20 protein-coding genes are annotated in these 21,487 nt (G+C 32.2%); 10 read left to right on the top strand and 10 right to left on the bottom strand.

Going from position 1 to position 21,487, the window contains the following annotated elements:
* Window positions 1–70 precede the first annotated feature (70 nt).
* Window positions 71–931: a pseudouridine synthase gene (locus tag HM992_RS01105; RefSeq protein ID WP_178983276.1), complete on the top strand. Its 861-nt coding sequence runs from the start codon at window positions 71–73 to the stop codon at window positions 929–931.
* 127 nt (window positions 932–1,058) lie between these two features.
* On the top strand, window positions 1,059–1,439 hold the full coding sequence (locus HM992_RS01100) for a hypothetical protein (RefSeq protein WP_178983277.1): 381 nt from the start codon (window positions 1,059–1,061) through the stop codon (window positions 1,437–1,439).
* Between the two features lie 726 nt (window positions 1,440–2,165).
* Here the strand turns inward: HM992_RS01100 and HM992_RS01095 are convergent.
* From HM992_RS01095 to HM992_RS01055, 9 genes are all read right to left on the bottom strand, one after another.
* Window positions 2,166–3,062 (bottom strand): hypothetical protein, encoded by an 897-nt coding sequence (locus tag HM992_RS01095; RefSeq protein ID WP_179318248.1) that lies wholly within the window; start codon window positions 3,060–3,062, stop codon window positions 2,166–2,168.
* Between the two features lie 129 nt (window positions 3,063–3,191).
* Complete coding sequence (locus HM992_RS01090) at window positions 3,192–3,710, bottom strand: hypothetical protein (protein ID WP_179318247.1); 519 nt, start codon at window positions 3,708–3,710, stop codon at window positions 3,192–3,194.
* Between the two features lie 39 nt (window positions 3,711–3,749).
* Entirely contained in the window at window positions 3,750–4,982 is a 1,233-nt protein-coding gene (locus HM992_RS01085; protein ID WP_179318246.1) for a hypothetical protein, read from the bottom strand.
* Between the two features lie 167 nt (window positions 4,983–5,149).
* On the bottom strand, window positions 5,150–5,623 hold the full coding sequence (locus HM992_RS01080) for a hypothetical protein (protein WP_178983281.1): 474 nt from the start codon (window positions 5,621–5,623) through the stop codon (window positions 5,150–5,152).
* Between the two features lie 93 nt (window positions 5,624–5,716).
* A complete protein-coding gene (locus HM992_RS01075; protein WP_178983282.1) occupies window positions 5,717–6,271 on the bottom strand; it encodes an outer membrane beta-barrel protein in 555 nt (184 codons plus the stop codon).
* A 22-nt stretch (window positions 6,272–6,293) separates the two neighbouring features.
* The gene (locus tag HM992_RS01070) at window positions 6,294–7,586 is read right to left on the bottom strand and encodes an OmpA family protein (protein ID WP_179318245.1); all 1,293 of its coding nucleotides are present in this window, start codon (window positions 7,584–7,586) and stop codon (window positions 6,294–6,296) included.
* A gap of 238 nt (window positions 7,587–7,824) precedes the next feature.
* Complete coding sequence (locus HM992_RS01065) at window positions 7,825–8,574, bottom strand: LytR/AlgR family response regulator transcription factor (protein WP_179318243.1); 750 nt, start codon at window positions 8,572–8,574, stop codon at window positions 7,825–7,827.
* The gene (locus HM992_RS01060) at window positions 8,567–10,546 is read right to left on the bottom strand and encodes a tetratricopeptide repeat-containing sensor histidine kinase (RefSeq protein ID WP_179318241.1); all 1,980 of its coding nucleotides are present in this window, start codon (window positions 10,544–10,546) and stop codon (window positions 8,567–8,569) included. Before HM992_RS01060 ends, HM992_RS01065 begins: the two co-directional genes overlap by 8 nt.
* 564 nt (window positions 10,547–11,110) lie before the next feature.
* Entirely contained in the window at window positions 11,111–12,034 is a 924-nt protein-coding gene (locus HM992_RS01055; RefSeq protein ID WP_317167536.1) for an AraC family transcriptional regulator, read from the bottom strand.
* Between the two features lie 71 nt (window positions 12,035–12,105).
* Here HM992_RS01055 and HM992_RS01050 point away from each other — a divergent pair, with 71 nt between their 5' ends.
* Window positions 12,106–13,620, top strand: coding sequence for a succinate CoA transferase (locus tag HM992_RS01050; protein ID WP_178983286.1), 1,515 nt, complete (start codon window positions 12,106–12,108; stop codon window positions 13,618–13,620).
* Window positions 13,621–13,835: 215 nt separating this feature from the next.
* On the opposite strand, the gene HM992_RS01045 is transcribed toward HM992_RS01050, so the two are convergent.
* Window positions 13,836–14,612 carry a T9SS type A sorting domain-containing protein gene (locus HM992_RS01045; protein WP_178983287.1) on the bottom strand — a complete coding sequence of 259 codons (777 nt, stop codon included), beginning with the start codon at window positions 14,610–14,612 and terminating at the stop codon, window positions 13,836–13,838.
* Window positions 14,613–15,139: 527 nt separating this feature from the next.
* Here HM992_RS01045 and HM992_RS01040 point away from each other — a divergent pair.
* The 7 genes from HM992_RS01040 (at window position 15,140) to HM992_RS01010 (ending at window position 21,469) form a co-directional block, all read left to right on the top strand.
* Complete coding sequence (locus tag HM992_RS01040) at window positions 15,140–16,588, top strand: arginine decarboxylase (protein WP_179318239.1); 1,449 nt, start codon at window positions 15,140–15,142, stop codon at window positions 16,586–16,588.
* A gap of 33 nt (window positions 16,589–16,621) precedes the next feature.
* Window positions 16,622–17,563, top strand: a complete 942-nt coding sequence (gene speB, locus HM992_RS01035) for an agmatinase (RefSeq protein ID WP_179318237.1) — start codon at window positions 16,622–16,624, stop codon at window positions 17,561–17,563.
* Window positions 17,553–18,530: a deoxyhypusine synthase family protein gene (locus HM992_RS01030; protein ID WP_178983290.1), complete on the top strand. Its 978-nt coding sequence runs from the start codon at window positions 17,553–17,555 to the stop codon at window positions 18,528–18,530. The genes speB and HM992_RS01030 overlap by 11 nt, the downstream gene beginning before the upstream one ends.
* A gap of 2 nt (window positions 18,531–18,532) precedes the next feature.
* Window positions 18,533–20,065 carry a carbon-nitrogen hydrolase family protein gene (locus HM992_RS01025; RefSeq protein WP_178983291.1) on the top strand — a complete coding sequence of 511 codons (1,533 nt, stop codon included), beginning with the start codon at window positions 18,533–18,535 and terminating at the stop codon, window positions 20,063–20,065.
* A gap of 44 nt (window positions 20,066–20,109) precedes the next feature.
* Window positions 20,110–20,436: a hypothetical protein gene (locus HM992_RS01020; RefSeq protein WP_178983292.1), complete on the top strand. Its 327-nt coding sequence runs from the start codon at window positions 20,110–20,112 to the stop codon at window positions 20,434–20,436.
* 75 nt (window positions 20,437–20,511) lie between these two features.
* A complete protein-coding gene (locus HM992_RS01015) occupies window positions 20,512–20,925 on the top strand; it encodes a VOC family protein (protein WP_178983293.1) in 414 nt (137 codons plus the stop codon).
* A gap of 172 nt (window positions 20,926–21,097) precedes the next feature.
* Window positions 21,098–21,469 (top strand): hypothetical protein, encoded by a 372-nt coding sequence (locus HM992_RS01010; RefSeq protein WP_178983294.1) that lies wholly within the window; start codon window positions 21,098–21,100, stop codon window positions 21,467–21,469.
* Window positions 21,470–21,487: the final 18 nt, after the last annotated feature.

The following is a 21,487-nucleotide window of genomic DNA, read 5'->3' as shown; positions in this document are numbered from 1 at the left end:
TAGTGTTAAACAACTCAAATAATTAAGCACTAGATATAAACTATTGCTTACCTTTGCAAAAAACTGAAACATGAGCAGAAATCAAGAAAGCAAAGGAAAAGGAAAGACTTCAGGAAGAGGAAATGCTAATAGTAAAACTAATAGCTTTGCTAGAGGTAATGCTCCTTTTAAAAAGAATTCGTCATCTATAAAGAAGACATCGCAACCATCAAAATCATCCAATCCAGATGAGATGCGTTTAAATAAATACATAGCCAATAGTGGTATGTGTTCACGTCGCGAAGCGGATGAGAATATAGCCATTGGTTTAGTTATGGTAAACGGTAAAGTGGTTACCGAAATGGGTTACAAAGTAAAACGCACAGACGAAGTTCGTTTTGATGGCCAACGCATTACACCAGAACTTCCTGTTTATGTTTTATTAAATAAACCAAAAGGTTTTGCAACGACAACTGCTGAAGGTAAAGGTAGAACGGTTATGGATTTAGTTGCCAATGCAACTAGTGCAAACATTAAACCAATTGGTCGTTTAGGTAGAAATTCATTAGGGTTACTTTTGTTTACTAATGATGATGTAGTAGTTCAAAAATTCACAAATTCTAAAAGTGGAGTGGCTCGATTATTTCAAATAGAACTTGATAAGAATTTAAAATTTGAAGATTTAAAAAAGATTCAAGAGGGTTTTAAAATAGAAGGTAAACTCGTTGCTGTAGAGGAAATAAGCTACATTCAAGGAGAATCTAAAAACCAAGTAGGTATTAAAATTAAAAATACTGGAAATACTATTCTACGTACTATATTTGAGGAACTTAACTACGATATCGTGAAAATTGATTGCGTAGCGATTGGTCATTTAACTAAAAAAGACATTCCTCGTGGTCACTGGAAGCACCTTACTGAGCAAGAGGTAAATACCTTGAAGATGTTATAGTTCTTGGGCTAGTCAACAATTTTTATATTTTCCAAAAATTACCGTTCGTCGAATAAATACACTTTTTATCGAGCTTTTGTTTGTTTTTTCTATATTGCAGTCCCAAATAGATAAAAATAACCTACTTATGAAAAATGTAACACTCATTTTAGTGCTTTTACTTATGGTAAATTGTACAGCTGATTCTTCTGATGTGCAAGAAATTCAAGACGATTTAAGTCCTCAAACGCTTAATTGCGTTGATGATTTACCTCAAATTAAGTTTACGAACAATGGAACGGACAGTTTTGATTTTATAGTTTACGGACAAGATTATAGCCTATTGCATTCACAAACATTATCCATAGCGGAAAATACGGATTGGCTCGAATTGTCTAATAACGAAATCATTGTAGTCGCATCAAACAACATTGTTTACAGTCAAAAAATGGAATTAAGTATTTTTCCCTGTGAAAGCGTTGAATTAGAAATTGACGAGTTCAATAACTTCTTAATTATCGGGATATAAAGAAAACTACTTTATATTTAACGGTATGATTTTGTAGCTTTATATAATGTGAAAGTGCCTTGAAATATAAGAGTGCTTTCACATTATTATAAACAGATGTTTTTTTAAGCTGAAGAATTAATTTTTAACGAACTTTAGAGCATGTTCATTAAAAAAAATATCTAATCTTTTGATATGCATTATTTAAGGGTTTGTTTTTAGAGCTAAAATATGTATTGCAGAATAATAAGAGCTAAACGATTTTTTAAATTTTTTTAGGACTTTAGTGTTGAATATTAATGCACACAAGCATTCTAAGTTAATATTGAGGCAATAATGAACGGTTTTTTACAACGTATTAATAACTTAAACTAAATCTGCATTTAACATAAATCATAAAGGTGTCTGCTATTTTTGAAGTGTAAAGTTTTGTAAGGCACACCTTCACATTGACTTGGTACGGAGCAGCATGCCATACAAAATATTAGAAATCTAGCATCCAGATCGTGGATGCTTTTTTTTATTAAATTAATTTGTATTTAACTCCTGTCCTAGGTCGTAATATGAAATGAATAATGAAATATAGGTGTAAAAAATATAAAAATTTTTACATGTGAAAATTATATTTTAATTGAAAATCGGAGCTCATAATATAAATTAAAACTCCGATTTTGTTCTCATAGTTTAATGTCAAATATTTTATTAGGAAGTTATTGAAATTAAAACCATAACATTTCTATATGCTTATTAGCCTCTCATTTTAATCATTTTTTGAATCATGTCGTAAGTTTCACGTAACTCGGCTTCACTCATTTCTCCTAGTTCTTCATCATTTAGTGTAGCCTTCTTTTTCCATTCTTCAAAAGACATGTTTTTAATTTTACTTAAGTCGTAGTCTGTGTCTTCAAGGTTTGAATTGAAATCTGTATCAATTTCAACATCTCCAAATAATTCATCTTGCTCTACAATTGTATAATCAGGAAGTTTGAAATGACTTTCTGAGACATCAATATTAAACGCAATATTTGTAGCTTCTTTGGTGGTTTTAATTCCCATTAATGTGCCAACAGATTTTAAGGTAACCCCTTTGTAAATCCATTGTTTAATTCCCATTGCTTCCCAAATGTCGCATTCGAAATCTTTATAGGTTTCATTGCCTATTTTTTTTCCACCTATAGCTGTGAGCATGTCTTCTCCTACTTCTCCGGCATCTGCATTAGGTTCATATGTTTTAGTTAGTTGCATTGCAGGATCTTGTATTTTATAGATTTTTTTCTGTTTAAAATCTACACTATAGCTATCACCATTATCAAGTTTTTTCATGGTGTGTGTTTCAGTTGTTTTTGTAGATTTATTCCCAAATACATTTACTGCTGTAGTCTGAGAAGTTATTTCTTCAACTAATTCTAAAGCTCCATAGTTTGTAAAATAGAGACTTTCTGTACCGCTACCAGTAATTTTACTTCCCATGACATCACCTGTTATAGTGATTTTATATGTTATGATGCCAGACTTTACTTTATAGCGTTTTAGCATGGTATCTTGTTGTGGTGTATTGGCCAAAGTATCAATATATGTATTGCTTTGGCTCTCGTTGCAGCTCAATAACATTAAGGCAACGACGAAGAGGCTAAATGTTTTCATGTGTTTTTAATTATTTTTTTTTAAGGTATTATTTCAACGTCATTCAGTATAGGCATGCAATTTTCTGTTTATCATTTTTATAGATGACAAAATTTTGAACATGCGCATTTCATGAGGATAGTTATACGGTTACAAAGGATTTGCAGTGATTTCTAAATCGGCTGTGACTTCAATATTAAAATTCATTGCGTCATCAGTAGCAATTGTGCTTCCTTTTATACCAACAGTTGTTTTATTATTGGATTTAAGTAAATCTGCCATTAAATTTAGTTTACTGACGTCTGTAATTTCAAAAATAGTAGAAGCGTTATAAGCATCTTTTACAACAAATGCTTCAGTTTTTAATGTAACGTTATCGGCATAAAAATCTATATCCACCGAGCCTTCCGAATACCCGGAAAAACTAATGATTTTATAGGTTAATTTTTTAATTGTAACACCTTTGATGTTGTCTAAGTAATCGTGGGTGTCGTTATTGTCTAAGCTTAAAATAACGGACTCATCTATGGTTTCTTGACCTTGGTTAACGTGTGCGACAATGGTAGATTTTACTGTGGTGTCAAAATCGACATCTAAGAGATCGGATTCGCAAGATGTACCTACGAAACACATAAGTAATACGGATAAAATTTTTGCTGTAGTTTTCATAATATTTTTAATTTAAGGGTTCATATTCTTAAAAATGGATTAATCCTTATATATTATCTTTTGTAAGGTGTAGAGGTGATAGTAAGGGTGAATTTCGCTAGTGTTTTCATCTATTATTTTAGCGTAAATACCAATTTTATCAGATATCATCCATAATTTTTTATTCATGTCATAGTCATTTGAAACTTCGATTATTGTGCAATCAAAAGTACCAGCAGGTGTTGTTATTTGCTCATTTCCTACGATTCTATACATATATTCTTGTAAGGGATACAAAGGGTGGTTTGCATCCGTATTTGGCCCTGGTTCTGGGTTGCCTGATGTGTCATAGCTACTAAAAATGTTTTCAATAATGAAACCTTCGTATTCTAAATTTGCTATCACATCTGTTGTTAATATTTCGGTTTCAAATACGGCATTAGCATCGTTGTTAAATTCGTAACTGTAAACTAGTTGGTGAACATTTAGTAGGTCTTTTTTCATGATCTTCCAATTGTTCCATGGTAATTTTTCTTTATCTGCTGCGTATTTCTCATCACCATTTTCTGTGAAGAAATCTTCGTAATAGAATGTGAGATGTTCACGTTCCACAGTGCTTTCTTCTTTTGTAGTCATTTCTACTATTTTATGGGCTTTAAATGTTTTATTATAGTTTTCTAACTCAAAATTATTTTCATTTAATTGAATAACCTTACTTTCTCTAATTGGTAAGGTTTCATCCCTAAGGCCAATCATAATAAGTGTCATCTTTTTGGGGTTAAAAATCCATGTGCCTTTTAGCTTGGTTTCCATATATTCTTTTTTCTGAATTATTACATAACCGTCAGGTGATTTAAAAGTAATACGTGATGTTATATCTGGATTTTCGTTGTTTTCAAATTCCCATTCACCTATAAGCCCAGACTTTTTATTGGCCATTGCAACTTTTTCTAAATTCAGTTTTTGGTAGGTTATTTTAGTGCCATCTTTTTCAACAATTAGTTGGTTTTTAGTGAGAATTAAGATTTTTGCGTTACCATTAAAATCCTTATCAAATTCTGATGTCATTACAATTTCATTTGTCTTTTTGTTATAGTGCCATCTGGCGATTTCCATTCCCATTAGTATCATTTTTCCGTCTTTTGTATAATCAAAAAGGAGATAAGGATTTTCAATTGCACCTTGGGTTTCAACTTGTGTTGCCAGCCAATTCCCTATAAGTTCTTTTTTTTGAGCATTAGATGGCCCAACGACGAGCAAAATTGTGGTTATAATGACATATATTTTTTTCATGATAAAGCTGTAATAGGTAATAAGTAAATTCTAAAATAATATTTAGATTAAAAAAGCAAGAGCGCATACGGATTGATTAATAGCCCCAAAAATTATAAGTATGCACTCTTGCATTGCTCTAATAAATAAGCGTTACGTCATATTTTTCCAAAAGAGCTTTTGTTTTATTAATCTATAACTTCCCAAGCGGTAGATTCTACAAAACCGGTTATGCTATAAGATTGTAAATTAGGCCAATCTGTACATGTGCCGTCAAATGATATTCTGCTGGCTGATGTACGTGTTAACGTTCCTGATCTTGTATCATAAAGGTTTTGTCCTGCAATTATATTAACTCCAGGGTCTCCGTCTGAATCCATATTGGATTCACCACTAATTGATGTTGGAAAACCAGAAACTATAATCGCGGTTTCAGTTCCCGTACCAATAGTAACGGTGTTTACGTAGTTGCCTTGGTCGTCTTTAATTAGACCTACATCTGCATTTGTTCCTTCCAAGAAAAGTACTCCGTCCAAATAAATTTCATAACTTCCAGTTGCTAGTGTTGGTTTTGAGTCTGAGTCATCGTCGCTACTACATGAGCTTAGCGTTAGACTTAACGCACTTAATAAAATGACGATTACTACAATAGATTTTTTCATGATTTGTTTGTTTTGTGATTATTATTTAATCTTCTTAATTTTTTAGGTCTGTAAAATGAAGTTGAATTCACTTTCGTTTCAGCGATATTGTTTTTAAAATCCAAACAAAACACCTGCGCATACTTGTAAGTATCCACCATTATTTATAGCATATTTAGCTTCTCCTAAACCGTATAAATTATCAGATAGTTTATATCGTGCACCTGCACCTAAATTGATACCGGTCTCTGTATTACTTATTGTGCTAGTTGATGTGGTAGGTTCATCATCATAAGGGAAATCATAATCACCATAATCAATATCATAACTTGGTATGCTAACACGCATAACATTTAATCCTGCAATGCCATAGAAATCAAGATTGTCCGTTTTTGAAAATACATAATGTGCATCTAAATCAAATCCTAACCATTTTATTTCATACGCTCCTTCTCCTTTTGGGAAGAAATAGTTGATACCTAGAGAAGCTTCCCATTCATCGTTAATTTGATAAACGCCTTTGGCAAAAATGGCTGCTGAATTTATTTCAGTTGCATAGGCAATACCAGCTCCTGCTAAAATTTTAGAGTCTTGAGCTTCTAATTGTTGTGTTGTAAATGCAATCAATATTATAATTGCTGATGCGAAAAATAGCTTTACTTTTTTCATGATAGTTTGGTTTTATATTAGTTTAAAATTTCACAAATTCTACGCGTCTGTTGTTGGCTTTTCCCTCTGGTGAACTATTGTTATCAATAGGCAGGCTTTCTCCATACCCATTAGATTTAAGTCGGTTTGCTGATATTCCCATTTCTATTAATTTAGTCATTACGGCTCTTCCCCTTTCTTTAGATAATTCCATGTTGGCTTCGTCTCCACCGTCACTATCTGTATGGCCTTCTACACTAAAGTTTAGTTCTGGTTGTTTTTGCATTAAGTCGAAAATAGTATTAATTGGACCCATACTTTCTGCTTTTAAGGTGGCTTTATTTACATCGAATTTTATACCGTTTACTATGATTTTTCCTTCAGATAAAACTCTGTCATAGTATTTAACTCCACCTTTAGCAATACGAATGTTTTTGATATATGTATATGAGCCTGACTCAGATTCAATTGTGATTCCGGTCGGATTTCCCTCGAGATGAGGAATGTTAATCAAACGAGTATCATCCATATAAGCTTTAAATTTACCTTTTGTATATGCTATAGATATATGTCTCCAAGCAGGTTCAACTATTACTCCCCAGTTTACATTTTCTCTGCCTGGATATCTTTTATTTGAAGATCCATATTCTAATCCATTTGGGTATAATTCTAAATCGGTAGTTTCACCACGTCTTTGATTTTTTTTATCAAAAAACTCGATCCAATATCTCTTAAAAGCTTGTTCTTCACCAAACCATACATCCATTTCTATTGTAAAAACTTCGGGTAAATAATCTTCGCTTGAATTTTTTAAATACGGAATTATTTCAGCACCATCGTCTAGAAACATTATAACTGGTGTTCCATTAAATTCAGCAACTTCAGTCCCTCCTTCAATTAAATCCCAGCGACTCGGAAACTCACCGTTTTCTTCATTTATACTTGGGCCATCCTCAAAAATCACAGTATCTCCAGGTATAAAATCAAACTTACTCCAAGCCACATTTGGTTTTTCATTTTTTGTTTCTGCACTAGTTTTTTTGTTTTGATTAGAGTCAGTTTTTTTAGACTTTGTTTCTTCTGAAGCACTATCTGTTTTCTTTTTGTCTTTGCCATCTATAGCATCTTCGGCTTTGTCATATTCGTTATCAATTTTAGTATTGATACGTTTTTCGGCTCTCTTTTCAGCTTCGCGTTCTATTTTATCTTCGGCTTTCTTTTTAAGTCGTTTTAAAATTTGTCCGTTAGAAAATTGTGGAATGGTAATGAGTAAACTAAAAACCAATAGGATCTTAAACAGATGTTTAGAGCTTGTTTTTATGTGTAAAGTTTTCATGACTCTCGTTGTTTGTCATATAAATTTACAATAGATATTTAGTTGTTTTTCAGTGAATTTGATTGCGTTGTAAGGCACTTTGAATTCGCTAGTTTTTGAATGGAATTTGCAACACAATTTTATGTTTTTCTAGTGGAAATGAATGTTAAATGCATCAAATGAAGCGAATAGATAAGTGTTTCACCTAGATTAGCTTAGGCGAATAGATGTTTAAATTGTTTGAAGTAGTAAAGTTTACTTATAAATGATCTAACAAGTCAATTAGATTTTTCTTTTGGCGCGTAGAAATAGGAATTTCTTTTTTGTTTTTCATGATAATAAAGCCATGATCCGTTTTGTCTACCTTTTTAATGTGATTGAGGTTTACTAAGTAGGATTGATGAGGTCTGAAAAAACCGTACTCCTTAAGTAAGCTTTCGTATTCTTTTAGGCTTTTTGAAACGAGTATTTTTTCGTTATCATCAAAATAAAAGGTGGTGTAACTGTTATCACTTTTACAAAAGTGAATATCGCTAATGTCAACAACATGTATGGAGTTTTGAGTACGTAAAACGAGCTTTTTGTTCTGCAATTCTTTTTTAAACGAATCCATTAAAACATTGAATTGAGATTCTGTGTGCTCTTTTTTTTCGATTAGCTCAATAGCGCGCTGTATGGCTTGTTGAAATTCAATTTCATTTATCGGTTTTAAAATATAATCTATAGCACTAAATTTTATGGCTTTTATGGCAAACGAATCAAATGCAGTAATAAAAACGACCTTAAAATCATAGGATGGTAATTTTTGTAATAGCTGAAACCCAGAACCATCAGACAATTGTATGTCTAATAAAACCAAATCGGGATTTTCCTTATGTATTAAATCAATACCTGATTTAATACAACTCGCTGTGCCTACTTGTTTTATTTCTGGAAAATATTCAGATAATAATTGGCTATTAACTGCTCTCATGGCAGTTTCGTCGTCTATAATAATGGCTTTAATCATTTATAATGGGTATATATATAGTTATTCGTACACCAGTTTGGCTTGGATATTCGTCTTGTAAGTTTAAAATTTGGAACTTAAAATCTTTTTTATATTTCTGTTTTATAAGTTTTCTTCTGTTTTCAAAAATGGACATCGCCATAGATTTATGATTTCCTTTTGGTGATTCTTTTGGGAATCCCTCTCCATTATCTTCAATAATAAATTCAATCCAATCTTTTTTGTCTGTTATATTGATGGTTAAAACACCTCCTTTATTAATATGTTTAAAGCCATGTTTTATAGCGTTTTCAATAAAAGGTTGATTGAGCATTGGTGGAATTCTAATAAAATCTAGATCTAAATTTTCATCGTAATTAATAGAATAATCAAACCTGTCTTGTTTTCGCATTTTTTCTAATGCCATATAGTTTTCTAACATGCCAATTTCATCAGCTAAAGAGATGGATTCTGCTGTGGAATAACTTAAAGTAGCACGTGTTAACGACGCAAATTGCGATAGATATTGCGAAGCTTTCCGAGCATCGTTTTTCAACATGTAATTTTGAATAGAACCCAAAGCATTGAATATAAAGTGCGGATTCATTTGAGTTCTTAATACTTGTAAGCGTAAATTATTTTGCTTTAATTCGGCTTGCTTGTTTCTAATATTAAGGATGTAAAGAATAAGCAGTACAATAACAATTAGAATTATAACAATAACAAATCCTGCTTTAATTCTTTGGTTTTTAAGTTCGTTTTCTGTGGTTAGTAAGTCAATTTGCTGTTCCTTTTTTTCGGTTTCATATTTAGTTTCTAATTCTTCAATCCCTTTACGAACTTTATCGTCGCGTAGTTTGTTTTCAAGAATTCTTAAGGAGTCATTCCACTTATAAGCTGTTTTGTAATCTTGTAAATCAGCACTCAGTTGCGATAATAAACTCAAGGTTTTTTCGTGCTCCATTGAGTAAAATCTTAAGTCATTTAAAGTGGTGTTTTTTAACACCAAATCTAGTGCTGTTTTCTTTTGACCTAATAAGCTGTAAAGTTCAGCTTTGCTGTTATTGTTAGAAATGATTTCATAAGGGTCGCTAAAATACTGTTCAGATTCTAGTAATAACTCTAAGGCTTTTTGGGTTTGGTTAAGGCTTTTGTATATGTCAGAACTGTTTCCCAAAGCAGCACTTATACCTTTGTTAAAACTGACTTCTTTACTTAAAACTAAAAGGGAATCGAAATATGCGAGTGCTTTTTGGTTATCACCTTTTCTTACAGACAGAGAGCCTAGGTTATTGTAAATCTTTGCTATATCTCCAAACGAAGCACAATGCTCTACATCTTTTAATTTGTAGGCTTTATTAATGTAGTAGTCCCATTTTTCAATATTATTGGTTTCCTTAAAAATGGTTGCCATAGCGACATAATGGTAACAAATGCGTTCCCAGTCTTTGGCTGTTTCTTTAATTTTTAAGGCATTGAGTGCATATTTTATGGCTTGGTCGTAATCTCCTAAATAGTTATAATTGGAGGCTAAATTCATGCTCACTTTTGCCATTTGGCTACTGTCATTTGTTTTTTTAGCACTTTGATAGGCGAGTATGAAGGTGTCTGTTGACGATTGATATTTACCAGCTTGCCAATAAACGTTGGCGAGGTAGTTGCCAATTTCTGCAGTTTTTTTATCATTGTTTATTTGTTCAGCAAGTTTTATGGCAATGTTTAAGTTAATTAGAGACGCCTCGTTATCTCCAATGGTATGTAGATATTGTCCGTATTCAAAATAAGCTGTTACGATTCTCAGAGAGTCATTAGAAGCTTTAACTATTTTGTTTTTAAACGCAATTTTGGCTGAGTCTTTTGCAATAACAATGACTTCGTTTTTGTAATAAATAGAGGTGTTAGCAGGTTCTAATTTGGCAATATTGATACTGTATGAACTTGTTAAGGCAAGAGGATAGATTATATAAATCGCTAAGTGAGATAGATACGTCATAATACGTATGTCTTTCTATCTCAAATTTAAGGATTTAATGCCTTAAAATTTAATTTTTGTAGGATTATTATTGCGTTTATTGTGCTTTTTTTAATCTTCAAAATTTGCATTATAGAATAGTCAGTTTGATTTGTTTAAGTTGTTGTTTCTGCGTATTTTATTTGTGATTTAAAAATAAAAATCGTCATTCCAAGCTTTAAACCTACTACTATACGTTTTAGACCGCTCTCGCTTGCGTTTATTTCTTAAATACTAACCGTAATAATAATCTTTTTGTTTCGCAAAACCCTTCCATTATCAGTTAGTTGTTCTCTAAAATTCAATGTGCACTTTAAGCCTTTTACGTTCTGAAAATTATTCCTATTTCGTCTTTTACCGTTTACCTTTTTAGATTTCACTTCTATATATAGTGATTGATTACCTTTTTCATTTATTAAATAAAAACCTTCTTCTAATGCTATAAGATTATCGTTTAATTCAATGTTCGAGTTTACTATATTAAGTATTGGTTCATCAATTAAACTGAAAGAAATGATGACTATTGAATAAATTCATTTATAACGTTTAGGATTTTAAATAAACACCTTTAGATTTTCTATATTCAGAAGGTCGTTTATCCATAATTTTTCTAAAAGTATCACTAAAAGTAGGTAAGCTATTATAACCAACTCTGTTGGCAATTTCTGAAATGTTATAATCTGAATTCATTAAGAATTCTAAAGATTTGAATATACGAAGTTTAGTGTAATACTTAATAAACGACATGCCAACATCCTTTTTAAATAATCGATATAATGTTTTGTTAGTCATACTAAACTTTGATGCGAGTTGAGGCAATAAATGCTCTTCGTGAATTTGTTTGTTGAGATAATTTATAATAGCAATTAACCGCCTGTCTTTAGGATGTGGCAGTTCAAAATGTAATGACTTTGATGTGGTTTGCTCTAAAAGGGCCTTAAATGCAATGGCAATGGCATATTTGTTTTTTTGTGAATTTGTAACATCACCATTCCAGTTTTTTGTATGTAATAATAACTCTAAAAGTAGGTTGTTAATTGGGTAAATAGCTTCATTTTTATAAAAATTAGATGTCATTGCGTCCAAAGGAAAATATAGATTTCTCATAATAACCTTTGGTGAATTTGGGTAAATAGCATGCTTTGTTTTTGGAGGAATCCACATATAATGTCGTGCAGGTAAATAGTAAGTGCGACTATCAGTTTTAATATGTACTACACCTCCTTCAGTATATAAAAATTGACCTTTGTTATGGCTATGTGATTCAATAAAATTTTCACCCATTAAATTGTGATAACAAAAGATGCTATCTGGAATTTTATCAACCTCTGTCAAGTAATATTTTGTGTCCATAATATTTACAATTTTAACTTCAATAGTTGCTATTTTACCATTTATGTCCGAAATTAATAATTTAAAGTCTTTTTTAGATAAAAAGACAATTAATATCTTATATAAATTGCTTTTCACTTTTATTGAAAAATATAATAGAAACTAAAACAGTAATTTTTTCACTTATAATAGATAAAATAATCAGGACTATGCAGAGAGTTAAGTATTCAGCTTATTTAGATAAAATTCAGAGCCCAGAAAAGGCTGCTTTATTAATTAAAAATCAACATATATTAGGTGTTAGTGGTTTTACCAAAGCAGGTGATAGTAAAGCGGTATTACCACAAGTGGCAAAGCGAGCACTTTTTGAAGATCTAAAGGTTACTGTAATAAGTGGTGCTTCATTAGGATATAATACTGATGCCGACTTAGCAAAAAATGGTGCTTTATATAAAAGAATGCCGTTTCAAGCAGATCCTACCTTAAGAAAGAGTATCAATAATCATGAGGTACTTTATGTAGATCAGCATTTAGGGCAAACGGCAGACATGTTTCAGAAAATTGATAAATTTAAAATTGATATTGCCATTATTGAAGCGGTATCAATAACAGAAGAAGGTTATATTGTGCCAACAACATCTATTGGAAATTCACCAATTTTTGCTGAAAACGCAGATAAGATTATTATTGAAATCAATACAACATTTCCTGAGAGTCTCGAGGGTATTCATGATGTAAAAGTTCTTAAAAAACAACCTAATCGTGAGGTTATTTCTGTTTTAGAGTCTGATACTAGAATTGGAGATCCTTTTATTAAAATTGATCCAGCCAAAGTTGTTGCTGTTGTTTATACTGAGCTTCCAGATAGTCCTGCTGTGATTGCCGCACCAGACGAAAAAACTAAGGCAATTTCTGAACATATTCTTAAATTCTTAGAAAAGGAAGTAGAAGAAGGACGTTTAACAGAATCACTTTTGCCTTTACAAGCTGGTATAGGCAAAACAGCTAATGCTATTTTATCTGGTTTTACTAACAGTAAGTTTAAAAATTTAACCATGTATTCAGAGGTGCTTCAAGATAGTACTTTTGAGCTTTTTGACTCTGGAAAATTATTATTTGCCTCAGCATCTTCAATGACAGTCACGGAAGGCTGTTCTAAAAAAGTGTTTAGTAATTTTGAAGCCTATAAAGATAAACTTCTATTAAGACCTCAGAATATTAGTAATGCGGCTGAAGTCATTAATCGTCTAGGTGTTATTGGAATTAACACCGCAATTGAGGTTGATATCTATGGAAATGTAAACTCTACACATATTGCAGGTACTAAGATGATGAACGGTATTGGTGGTTCTGGTGATTTTGCTAGAAATGGCTACTTGAGTATTTTTGCTTGTCCTTCCATGTCTAAAGAAGGTCGTATTTCTCATGTAGTTCCTATGGTTTCACATACCGATCACAGTGAGCATGATGTTGATATCTTGGTTACAGAACAAGGTTTGGCAGATCTTAGAGGTTTAGCACCTGTAGAAAGAGCTAGAGTTGTTATTGAAAATTGTGCACATCCTGAATATAAAGCACAGCTTTTAGAATATTTTGAAGATGCTTATAAGTTGGGAGGACATACACCACATAGTCTCGAAAAAGCCTTTAAGTGGCATATACAACTTAAAACAGAAGGAACAATGAAATTAAAACAATACGCCTGTAATGAGATTGGGGTTTAGGCTTAAAATTCCTATTAATTAGATTCAGACCTATATCTTATTACAGTGGGTGTTTACTTTACTGAACTTGATTGGAAAATGATCTCTTTATTTTAGAAATATAGAGAGATACGTTTCCGTTAGATTCAATATCTATTGCTTTACTGCAACCTAGATAAGTTAAACTTTAGAAGAATTTGAATAAAGGTATCTAACCTAAAAATTAAATGTACTTTCTATTTTTTAATGAACTTTAAAACTTGCTTATCTAGATAGATAAAGTATAAGCCATTTGCAAGCGCTTCAATATTGATGTGCTTATTATGTGAAATTGTGCCTGTTGTTACCTTTTCTCCTATTAAATTATAGATGCTATAATTTGAATGACCGGTTAATCCCGAAACTTGAATGTTATGTTTTGCAGGATTAGGAAATATAGCGAATTTAGGTTCGTCAAATTGCTCAATAGTTAATCCTTCTCCTTCTATTAATTGAACATCGTCAATATAACCATCGTTGTTACTTCCTTGGTATCGCTCAGAAAGTAGTGTCACTTTAATAGTTCTTGTTCCTATTGGTGCTAAACGCGTATCTGTAAAATAAACCCATTCATCAGTTCTCGTATTAACCCCTGTATCATATGTATCTAAGATATCTCCAACTGAATTTATATAGTCAACTATAACTCTACCTTCATCCGTAGGTGTTTGAGGCCAAGAGTGTAAATAACAACTAAATGTATAGTATTGATTACCTGAATCAATGTTTGTGCTATTGTTAGAAACATCTACATCTTGAAATAATTCAGCACTACTATTAGCACCAGCAAAGAAATAAGCACTCCCTTCTTGTGGTAATGGTGAAGTTGTTCGCTGTTGCCAATCTCCTGAAATTTGTGTCCATCCATTTTCTATAATTGGACTGACTTCCGCGTTGCCATTTTCTACTAAATTTTGACTAGCAACAAAAGTTGGAAGCAATAAAAGATATAAGTAATATGTAATTTTAATCATAGTGCGCAGTATTAATAGTTAGATAAATTTAATGATAATATTTTGTGCTTAATGTTAAGGTGTATTATTGGAGGATAAATATGTGTGGTTGGAATAAAAACCGATGTGATGATATACTAATAAATCAGATTGAAGTCTTGCATTTAATAATCTAGTCGGTTGTAATTTGTCTAAAAATCACTATTCAAAAAAAAATAAAAAAAAGGTTCGCATATTAAAAAATAATATACATTTGTATTGAAATTGGTGCAGATCTTATAGGATTTTAAAACCAGTTTTAGCTGAACAAATTGAAACATGTTTTTATGTTCGGGTTTTTGAAAATTAGGAAGTCAATTTCAAAAGCTGCTTATAGGATAAGTAACCGAATTTTAGAGCTAACTTCCGCTTCTGCGATTGCTGCTAGTCAGCATATTTATGGTTTTGTACCAACTACACAAAGCCAAATTCAGGTATGATATAACGTAACCTTAACACTTTTTACGCTTATATTTTTTAACTTATCACTTGAATTTTTAATTTACAACATGAACAATAAATACATTGATCTCATCGATCAATCCTTTCACTTTCCACAAGATGAATTTAAACTTGAGGACAAAGAGCTGCATTTCCATGATATAGACCTAATGAAATTGGTTGAAGACCATGGAGTACCTTTAAAATTTACCTATCTACCACAAATATCTAATAACATACAACGCGCTAAAACTTGGTTTGCTGATGCATTTAAAAAGCATGGTTATAAAGGCAAGTATAACTATTGCTACTGTACTAAAAGTTCGCATTTTAAACATGTTTTAGATGAAGCTTTAACTAATGATATTCATATTGAAACGTCTTCTGCTTTTGATATAGATATTGTAAAAGCGCTTAAAAAGGAAGGTAAAATTACGGACAAAACGTTTGTATTAAGTAACGGTTTTAAACGCGAACGCTACATTACTAATATTGCCAACCTTATTAATGACGGACATAAAAATTGTATTCCTATTATCGATAATTATGAGGAAATCGATTTGTTATCTGAAGAAATTGATGGAAAATTCCAAGTTGGAATTAGAATCGCATCAGAAGAAGAGCCTAAGTTCGAATTCTATACGTCACGTTTAGGAATAGGTTATAAAAACATTGTGCCTTTTTATAAAAATCAGATTCAGGATAATAAAAAAGTAGAGTTGAAGATGCTTCACTTTTTTATCAATACTGGGATTAGAGACAATGCCTATTATTGGAATGAATTGCACAAATGTTTAAAGGTTTATACCGCTTTAAAGAAAATTTGCCCAACGTTAGATAGTTTAAATATAGGTGGAGGCTTCCCAATAAAAAACTCATTAGCTTTCGATTTTGATTATGCTTATATGGTAGACGAAATCGTGAATCAGATCAAATTAGTTTGTGAGGAAGAAGAAGTTGCGGTTCCAAACATTTTCACTGAATTCGGTAGTTTTACAGTCGGAGAAAGTGGAGGCGCATTGTATAAAATCTTGTACCAAAAACAACAAAATGATCGTGAGAAATGGAACATGATTAATTCATCTTTCATTACAACTTTACCAGATACTTGGGCAATTAATAAACGTTTTATAATGTTGCCTCTTAACCGCTGGAATGATAGCTATGAGCGTGTGCTTTTAGGAGGTTTAACTTGCGATAGTGACGATTATTACAACAGTGAGCAGCATACCAATGCTATTTATTTGCCTAAATACAATAAGGATAAACCCTTGTATATTGGCTTTTTTAATACAGGAGCTTACCAAGAAACTATTGGTGGTTTTGGTGGGTTACAGCATTGCTTAATTCCAACACCAAAACATATTTTAATCCAGAAAGATGCTGACGGTAATCTAAACACTAAAGTTTTTGCAGAGCAGCAAAAAAGTGAAAATCTGTTAGGTATTTTGGGCTATGAGCCAGAAACTAAAGTAGAAAAGACTAAGTCTAATTCGATTTCAAAATCAAAAATTTAAATTAAATTTCTAATTACTTAGAATAACTTAATAATGAAAACAAAAACTTACGCTGGTATTCCAGAAGAATTAGCAAAATTAGAAACTGCTAAAATTGTATTAATTCCTGTGCCTTATGATGGTACAAGTACATGGCAAAAAGGAGCTGATAAAGGTCCTGATGCTTTTTTAGATGCTTCAGCTAATATGGAGCTCTATGATATTGAAACAGGTTCTGAAGTGTATCAACAAGGTGTGTTCTTAGCTGATGCGGTAACAGAAAATGCGTCGCCAGAAGCGATGGTTGAAGCCGTACATCAAGCCACAAAAAAATATATCAAAAAGAACAAATTTGTAACTGTTTTTGGTGGTGAGCACTCTGTATCAATCGGTACTATTAGAGCGTTTAATGAAATGTTCGATGATATTACAGTGTTGCATATTGATGCACATGCCGATTTACGTGAAAGCTACGAAGGTACTAATTGTAACCATGCATGTGCCGTTTATGAAGCGAGTCAAACCACTAACTTAATTCAAGTTGGTATTCGTTCTATGGATATTCTTGAGAAAACCGTTATGGACGAGGACAAAACGTATTTCGCTCATGAAATGGCGCAAGATGACAGTTGGATGGATGCTGCTATAGACCAAATGACCGATAACGTATTTATCACATTCGATCTAGATGCGTTTGATCCTTCAATTATGCCAAGCACAGGAACACCAGAACCAGGTGGTCTATTTTATTACGAAACACTAGAGTTCTTAAAACAAGTATTTGAAGAAAAAAATGTAGTTGGTTTTGATATTGTAGAATTATGCCCTAATGAACATGATAAATCATCAGATTTCTTAGCGGCTAAATTGTACTACAAAATGTTGAGCTACAAATTTCAAGATCAAAATATTGAAGATGGTTTTGAAAGTAACTTTAACGATTCAAACAACACAGGAAACAAAAAATCTAAATTCAACACAGAAGATGACTACTAATAAAGGAGAAATTTCAAAATTTATAGAGAAGTATTATTTACACTTTAATGCAGCGGCTTTGGTTGATGCGGCAAAGGGTTACGAAGATCAGTTAAATTCTGGTGCAAAGATGTTAGTATCTTTGGCTGGTGCGATGAGTACTGCCGAATTAGGTAAGATTTTTGCTGAAATGATTCGTCAAGATAAGGTGCAGATTGTGTCTTGTACAGGTGCTAATTTAGAAGAAGATATCATGAATTTGGTAGCACACTCACATTACAAACGTGTACCAAACTACAGAGATTTAACACCTCAAGATGAATGGGACTTATTAGAAAAGGGATTAAACCGTGTCACAGATACATGTATTCCTGAAGAGGAGGCCTTTAGAAGAATTCAAGAACATATCGTTAAAATTTGGAAAGAAGCTGAAGCAAACGGAGAACGTTATTTACCACATGAATACATGTACAAATTGTTGTTGTCTGGAGTTTTAGAAGAGCATTACGAGATAGATATTAAGGATTCTTGGATGTATGCTGCTGCCGAAAAAAACCTACCTATTATCTGTCCAGGTTGGGAAGATAGTACCATGGGTAATATTTTTGCCAGCTACGTATTAAAAGGCGAATTAAAAGCAAGCACTATGAAATCTGGTATAGAATACATGACATTTTTAGCAGATTGGTATACTAATAATTCTGAAAATGGTATCGGATTCTTCCAAATTGGTGGAGGTATTGCTGGTGATTTTCCTATTTGTGTAGTACCAATGTTATATCAAGATATGGAACGTCCAGAAACACCTTTCTGGAGCTATTTCTGTCAAATTAGTGATAGTACAACGAGTTACGGATCGTACTCAGGTGCAGTGCCAAACGAAAAAATAACGTGGGGAAAACTAGATATCAATACACCAAAATTCATTATTGAAAGTGATGCGACCATCGTAGCACCATTAATTTTTGCTTATCTTTTAGATATGTAATCATGGACGAACAAAAAATTGAAAATATAGAATTAAGCTATCTAACAGTTGGCGATTTTGAGGAATTAAAATCGGCAACCTTAGAAGCCTATGGCGGTGTTCTTAATTCGTATTGGAAAAAGGACCATATTGCACGTTTGACCTCTATTTTTTCTGAAGGGCAAGTGGTCATTCGCATCGACGGACAGTTGGCAGGTTGTGCGTTGTCTTTAATTGTGGATTACGATAAGATTGATGACAACCATACTTACGCTGACATTATTGAAGGTGATAAATTTAAGAACCACGATCCAGATGGTGATGTGCTTTATGGTATTGATGTCTTTATTAAACCAGAATTTAGAGGTTTACGTTTAGGACGTCGTTTATATGATTACCGAAAGGAATTATGCGAGAACTTAAACTTAAAAGGAATTGTTTTTGGAGGTAGAATGCCAAATTACCATAAGTATAAAGATCAATATTCTCCAAAAGAATACATTCAGAAAGTAAAGCATAAAGAAATTCACGATCCGGTTTTAAATTTTCAGACCTCTAATGATTTTCATCCTATAAGAATTATAAAAGGCTATTTAGAAGGAGATACAGCATCTAGCGAATATGCGGTTTTAATGGAATGGGATAATATTTATTATACCAAACCTAATAAAAAAGCGAGCAGTGTAAAAACGGTAGTGCGTTTAGGGTTGATTCAATGGCAAATGCGACCTTATGATGGTTTAGACGATTTAATGCAGCAAGTCGAATATTTTGTAGATAGTGTGTCTGCTTATCGTTCTGATTTTGCCGTATTTCCTGAGTTTTTTAATGCACCCTTAATGGCTAAGTATAATCATATGCACGAGCCACAAGCCATTAGAGAATTAGCAGGTTATACGCAAACTATTGTAGAGAAAATGCAGCAATTGTCTATTTCTTATAACATTAATATTATCACAGGTAGTATGCCAGAGGTTGTGGATGATGTGTTGTATAATGTGGGTTATTTATGCCGAAGAGATGGAAGTTTAGAGCGTTATGAGAAAATTCATGTGACTCCAGACGAAGCTAAAGTTTGGGGAATGCAAAGAGGTCATCAATTAAAAACCTTTGAAACTGATGCCGGAAAAGTAGGAGTTTTAATTTGCTATGATTCCGAATTCCCAGAATTATCAAGACTGTTAGCAGATGAAGGCATGGATATATTATTCGTTCCGTTTTTAACGGATACTCAAAATGGGTATTCTAGAGTTCGTTTATGCGCTCAAGCAAGAGCTATTGAAAATGAATGTTATGTCGCTATTGCTGGTAGTGTTGGTAATTTACCGAATGTAAATAATATGGATATTCAATATGCCCAGTCAGCCGTATTTACTCCGTGCGACTTTTCATTTCCAAGTAATGGTATTAAGGCAGAAACCACACCTAACACAGAGATGATTTTAGTAGCAGATGTAGACTTAGGCTTATTGCGAGAATTGCATTCATTTGGTGCGGTAAAAAATTTAAAAGATCGAAGAAAAGATTTTTATGATGTTATTCGAGTAAATAAATAAGTATTATATTTAAAAAAAATTAGCTTTAGAAATATTATTAAGGAATGAAACCAAAAGACGCACATTTAAAACGAGTTATAGTTGATTTTAAAAAATTGACACCAGAAATTTTAGCACTTCTGGTAGACAAATATCCTGATGGATATGATGACGATAATGTTATTTCGTTTAAAAATGCAAAAAATGAAACAGTCGAAGCTGTAGAAGTTACCACAGAAGACACCAAATATTTGGTTAAGGTAAGTACGAAGCTAGAACAAACGATGGAAAATTATGACGAAGAGGATTATGAAGACTTTGAAGATGATGATCCAGATGCAGTTCAAGATCCAGAATTAGAACCTGGAGCTGAGGACGAAGATTTTGACTAAACTTAAGTTGCTCGCTTAAGACTATTTTGTAATTTACTGTATAATAAATTGTTATAAATTTAAAATGGTTGAATTATGGAAACAGCATTTCACATGTCTTTGCCATGTTTAAGTATAGAAGACACTGAGAACTTTTACACCAAAAACATAGGAGCTTCTCTAGGCAGAACTGGCGATAATTGGTTAGATATAGATTTATTTGGTCATCAATTAACATTTATTCAAGCCGAAAAATTTAATTTCAATAGTCCAAATTATGTATTTGAAGGTAAGTTATTACCTTCATTTCATTTTGGTGTTATTGTAAATATTGAAACCTGGGGAGAACTCTATGCAAAGCTTAGTGACTTAAAGCTTAAAGTAGTGACTCAAACCACATTTTTAAAAGATAAATCTGGAGAGCATTTATCGTTTTTCATTAAAGATCCTAACGATTATATGTTGGAATTTAAGAGTTTTAAAGACTCTAAAGATATGTTTAAAGCCTAATTAGGTATCCTTATTCAGAATAACACAAAAATAAATTCTTCAAAAAGTACCACAGTAATTATAACCAAGAGGTTGTAATCTAAAAGCATTTGGGCTTGAGGTGGCAAACTCCCAAAACCACAATCTTAAATTAATACATGCCAACATTAGTTTGGTATTAAAATTGAACGCAATGAATACAAAAAAAATTACAGTATTTGTGCTTATGGTAATGGTTTTAAGCGCGAATGCATTCTCAATTTCTATTGAAAATGGACAAGAAAAGGAAAAAGTAACTACCATTGCAACTTTTGATGGTTACGATGAAGATGATGGGTATGCTTTTTTAATTAATGAGGACCCAAACGATGAAGACAGTGAAGAAACGGTGTATTTTTCCGAAATTACAGAACAAGCTCTTAAAGCTGTAAATTTAAAGGCTAAAGACTTGGTTGGTAAGCGGTTTGAAATTTCGTATGAAATTACCGAACACGAAGAAGAGGATGAAAATGGTTATATAGAAGTTTACGAAACGTATAAAATAATTTCGATAAAGAAGTTGTAATGAATATATAATATTAGA

This window comes from Winogradskyella helgolandensis (assembly GCF_013404085.1).
GTDB lineage: Bacteria > Bacteroidota > Bacteroidia > Flavobacteriales > Flavobacteriaceae > Winogradskyella > Winogradskyella helgolandensis.
Note: the sequence above shows the minus strand (reverse complement) of the source record. Positions and strands in the feature narration are given on the sequence as shown.

Coding starts and splice junctions, on each gene's coding strand:
- HM992_RS01105 (WP_178983276.1), top strand. CDS start 71: ATGAGCAGAAATCAAGAAAGCAAAGGAAAAGGAAAGACTTCAGGAAGA.
- HM992_RS01100 (WP_178983277.1), top strand. CDS start 1,059: ATGAAAAATGTAACACTCATTTTAGTGCTTTTACTTATGGTAAATTGT.
- HM992_RS01095 (WP_179318248.1), bottom strand. CDS start 3,062: ATGAAAACATTTAGCCTCTTCGTCGTTGCCTTAATGTTATTGAGCTGC.
- HM992_RS01090 (WP_179318247.1), bottom strand. CDS start 3,710: ATGAAAACTACAGCAAAAATTTTATCCGTATTACTTATGTGTTTCGTA.
- HM992_RS01085 (WP_179318246.1), bottom strand. CDS start 4,982: ATGAAAAAAATATATGTCATTATAACCACAATTTTGCTCGTCGTTGGG.
- HM992_RS01080 (WP_178983281.1), bottom strand. CDS start 5,623: ATGAAAAAATCTATTGTAGTAATCGTCATTTTATTAAGTGCGTTAAGT.
- HM992_RS01075 (WP_178983282.1), bottom strand. CDS start 6,271: ATGAAAAAAGTAAAGCTATTTTTCGCATCAGCAATTATAATATTGATT.
- HM992_RS01070 (WP_179318245.1), bottom strand. CDS start 7,586: ATGAAAACTTTACACATAAAAACAAGCTCTAAACATCTGTTTAAGATC.
- HM992_RS01065 (WP_179318243.1), bottom strand. CDS start 8,574: ATGATTAAAGCCATTATTATAGACGACGAAACTGCCATGAGAGCAGTT.
- HM992_RS01060 (WP_179318241.1), bottom strand. CDS start 10,546: ATGACGTATCTATCTCACTTAGCGATTTATATAATCTATCCTCTTGCC.
- HM992_RS01050 (WP_178983286.1), top strand. CDS start 12,106: ATGCAGAGAGTTAAGTATTCAGCTTATTTAGATAAAATTCAGAGCCCA.
- HM992_RS01045 (WP_178983287.1), bottom strand. CDS start 14,612: ATGATTAAAATTACATATTACTTATATCTTTTATTGCTTCCAACTTTT.
- HM992_RS01040 (WP_179318239.1), top strand. CDS start 15,140: ATGAACAATAAATACATTGATCTCATCGATCAATCCTTTCACTTTCCA.
- speB (WP_179318237.1), top strand. CDS start 16,622: ATGAAAACAAAAACTTACGCTGGTATTCCAGAAGAATTAGCAAAATTA.
- HM992_RS01030 (WP_178983290.1), top strand. CDS start 17,553: ATGACTACTAATAAAGGAGAAATTTCAAAATTTATAGAGAAGTATTAT.
- HM992_RS01025 (WP_178983291.1), top strand. CDS start 18,533: ATGGACGAACAAAAAATTGAAAATATAGAATTAAGCTATCTAACAGTT.
- HM992_RS01020 (WP_178983292.1), top strand. CDS start 20,110: ATGAAACCAAAAGACGCACATTTAAAACGAGTTATAGTTGATTTTAAA.
- HM992_RS01015 (WP_178983293.1), top strand. CDS start 20,512: ATGGAAACAGCATTTCACATGTCTTTGCCATGTTTAAGTATAGAAGAC.
- HM992_RS01010 (WP_178983294.1), top strand. CDS start 21,098: ATGAATACAAAAAAAATTACAGTATTTGTGCTTATGGTAATGGTTTTA.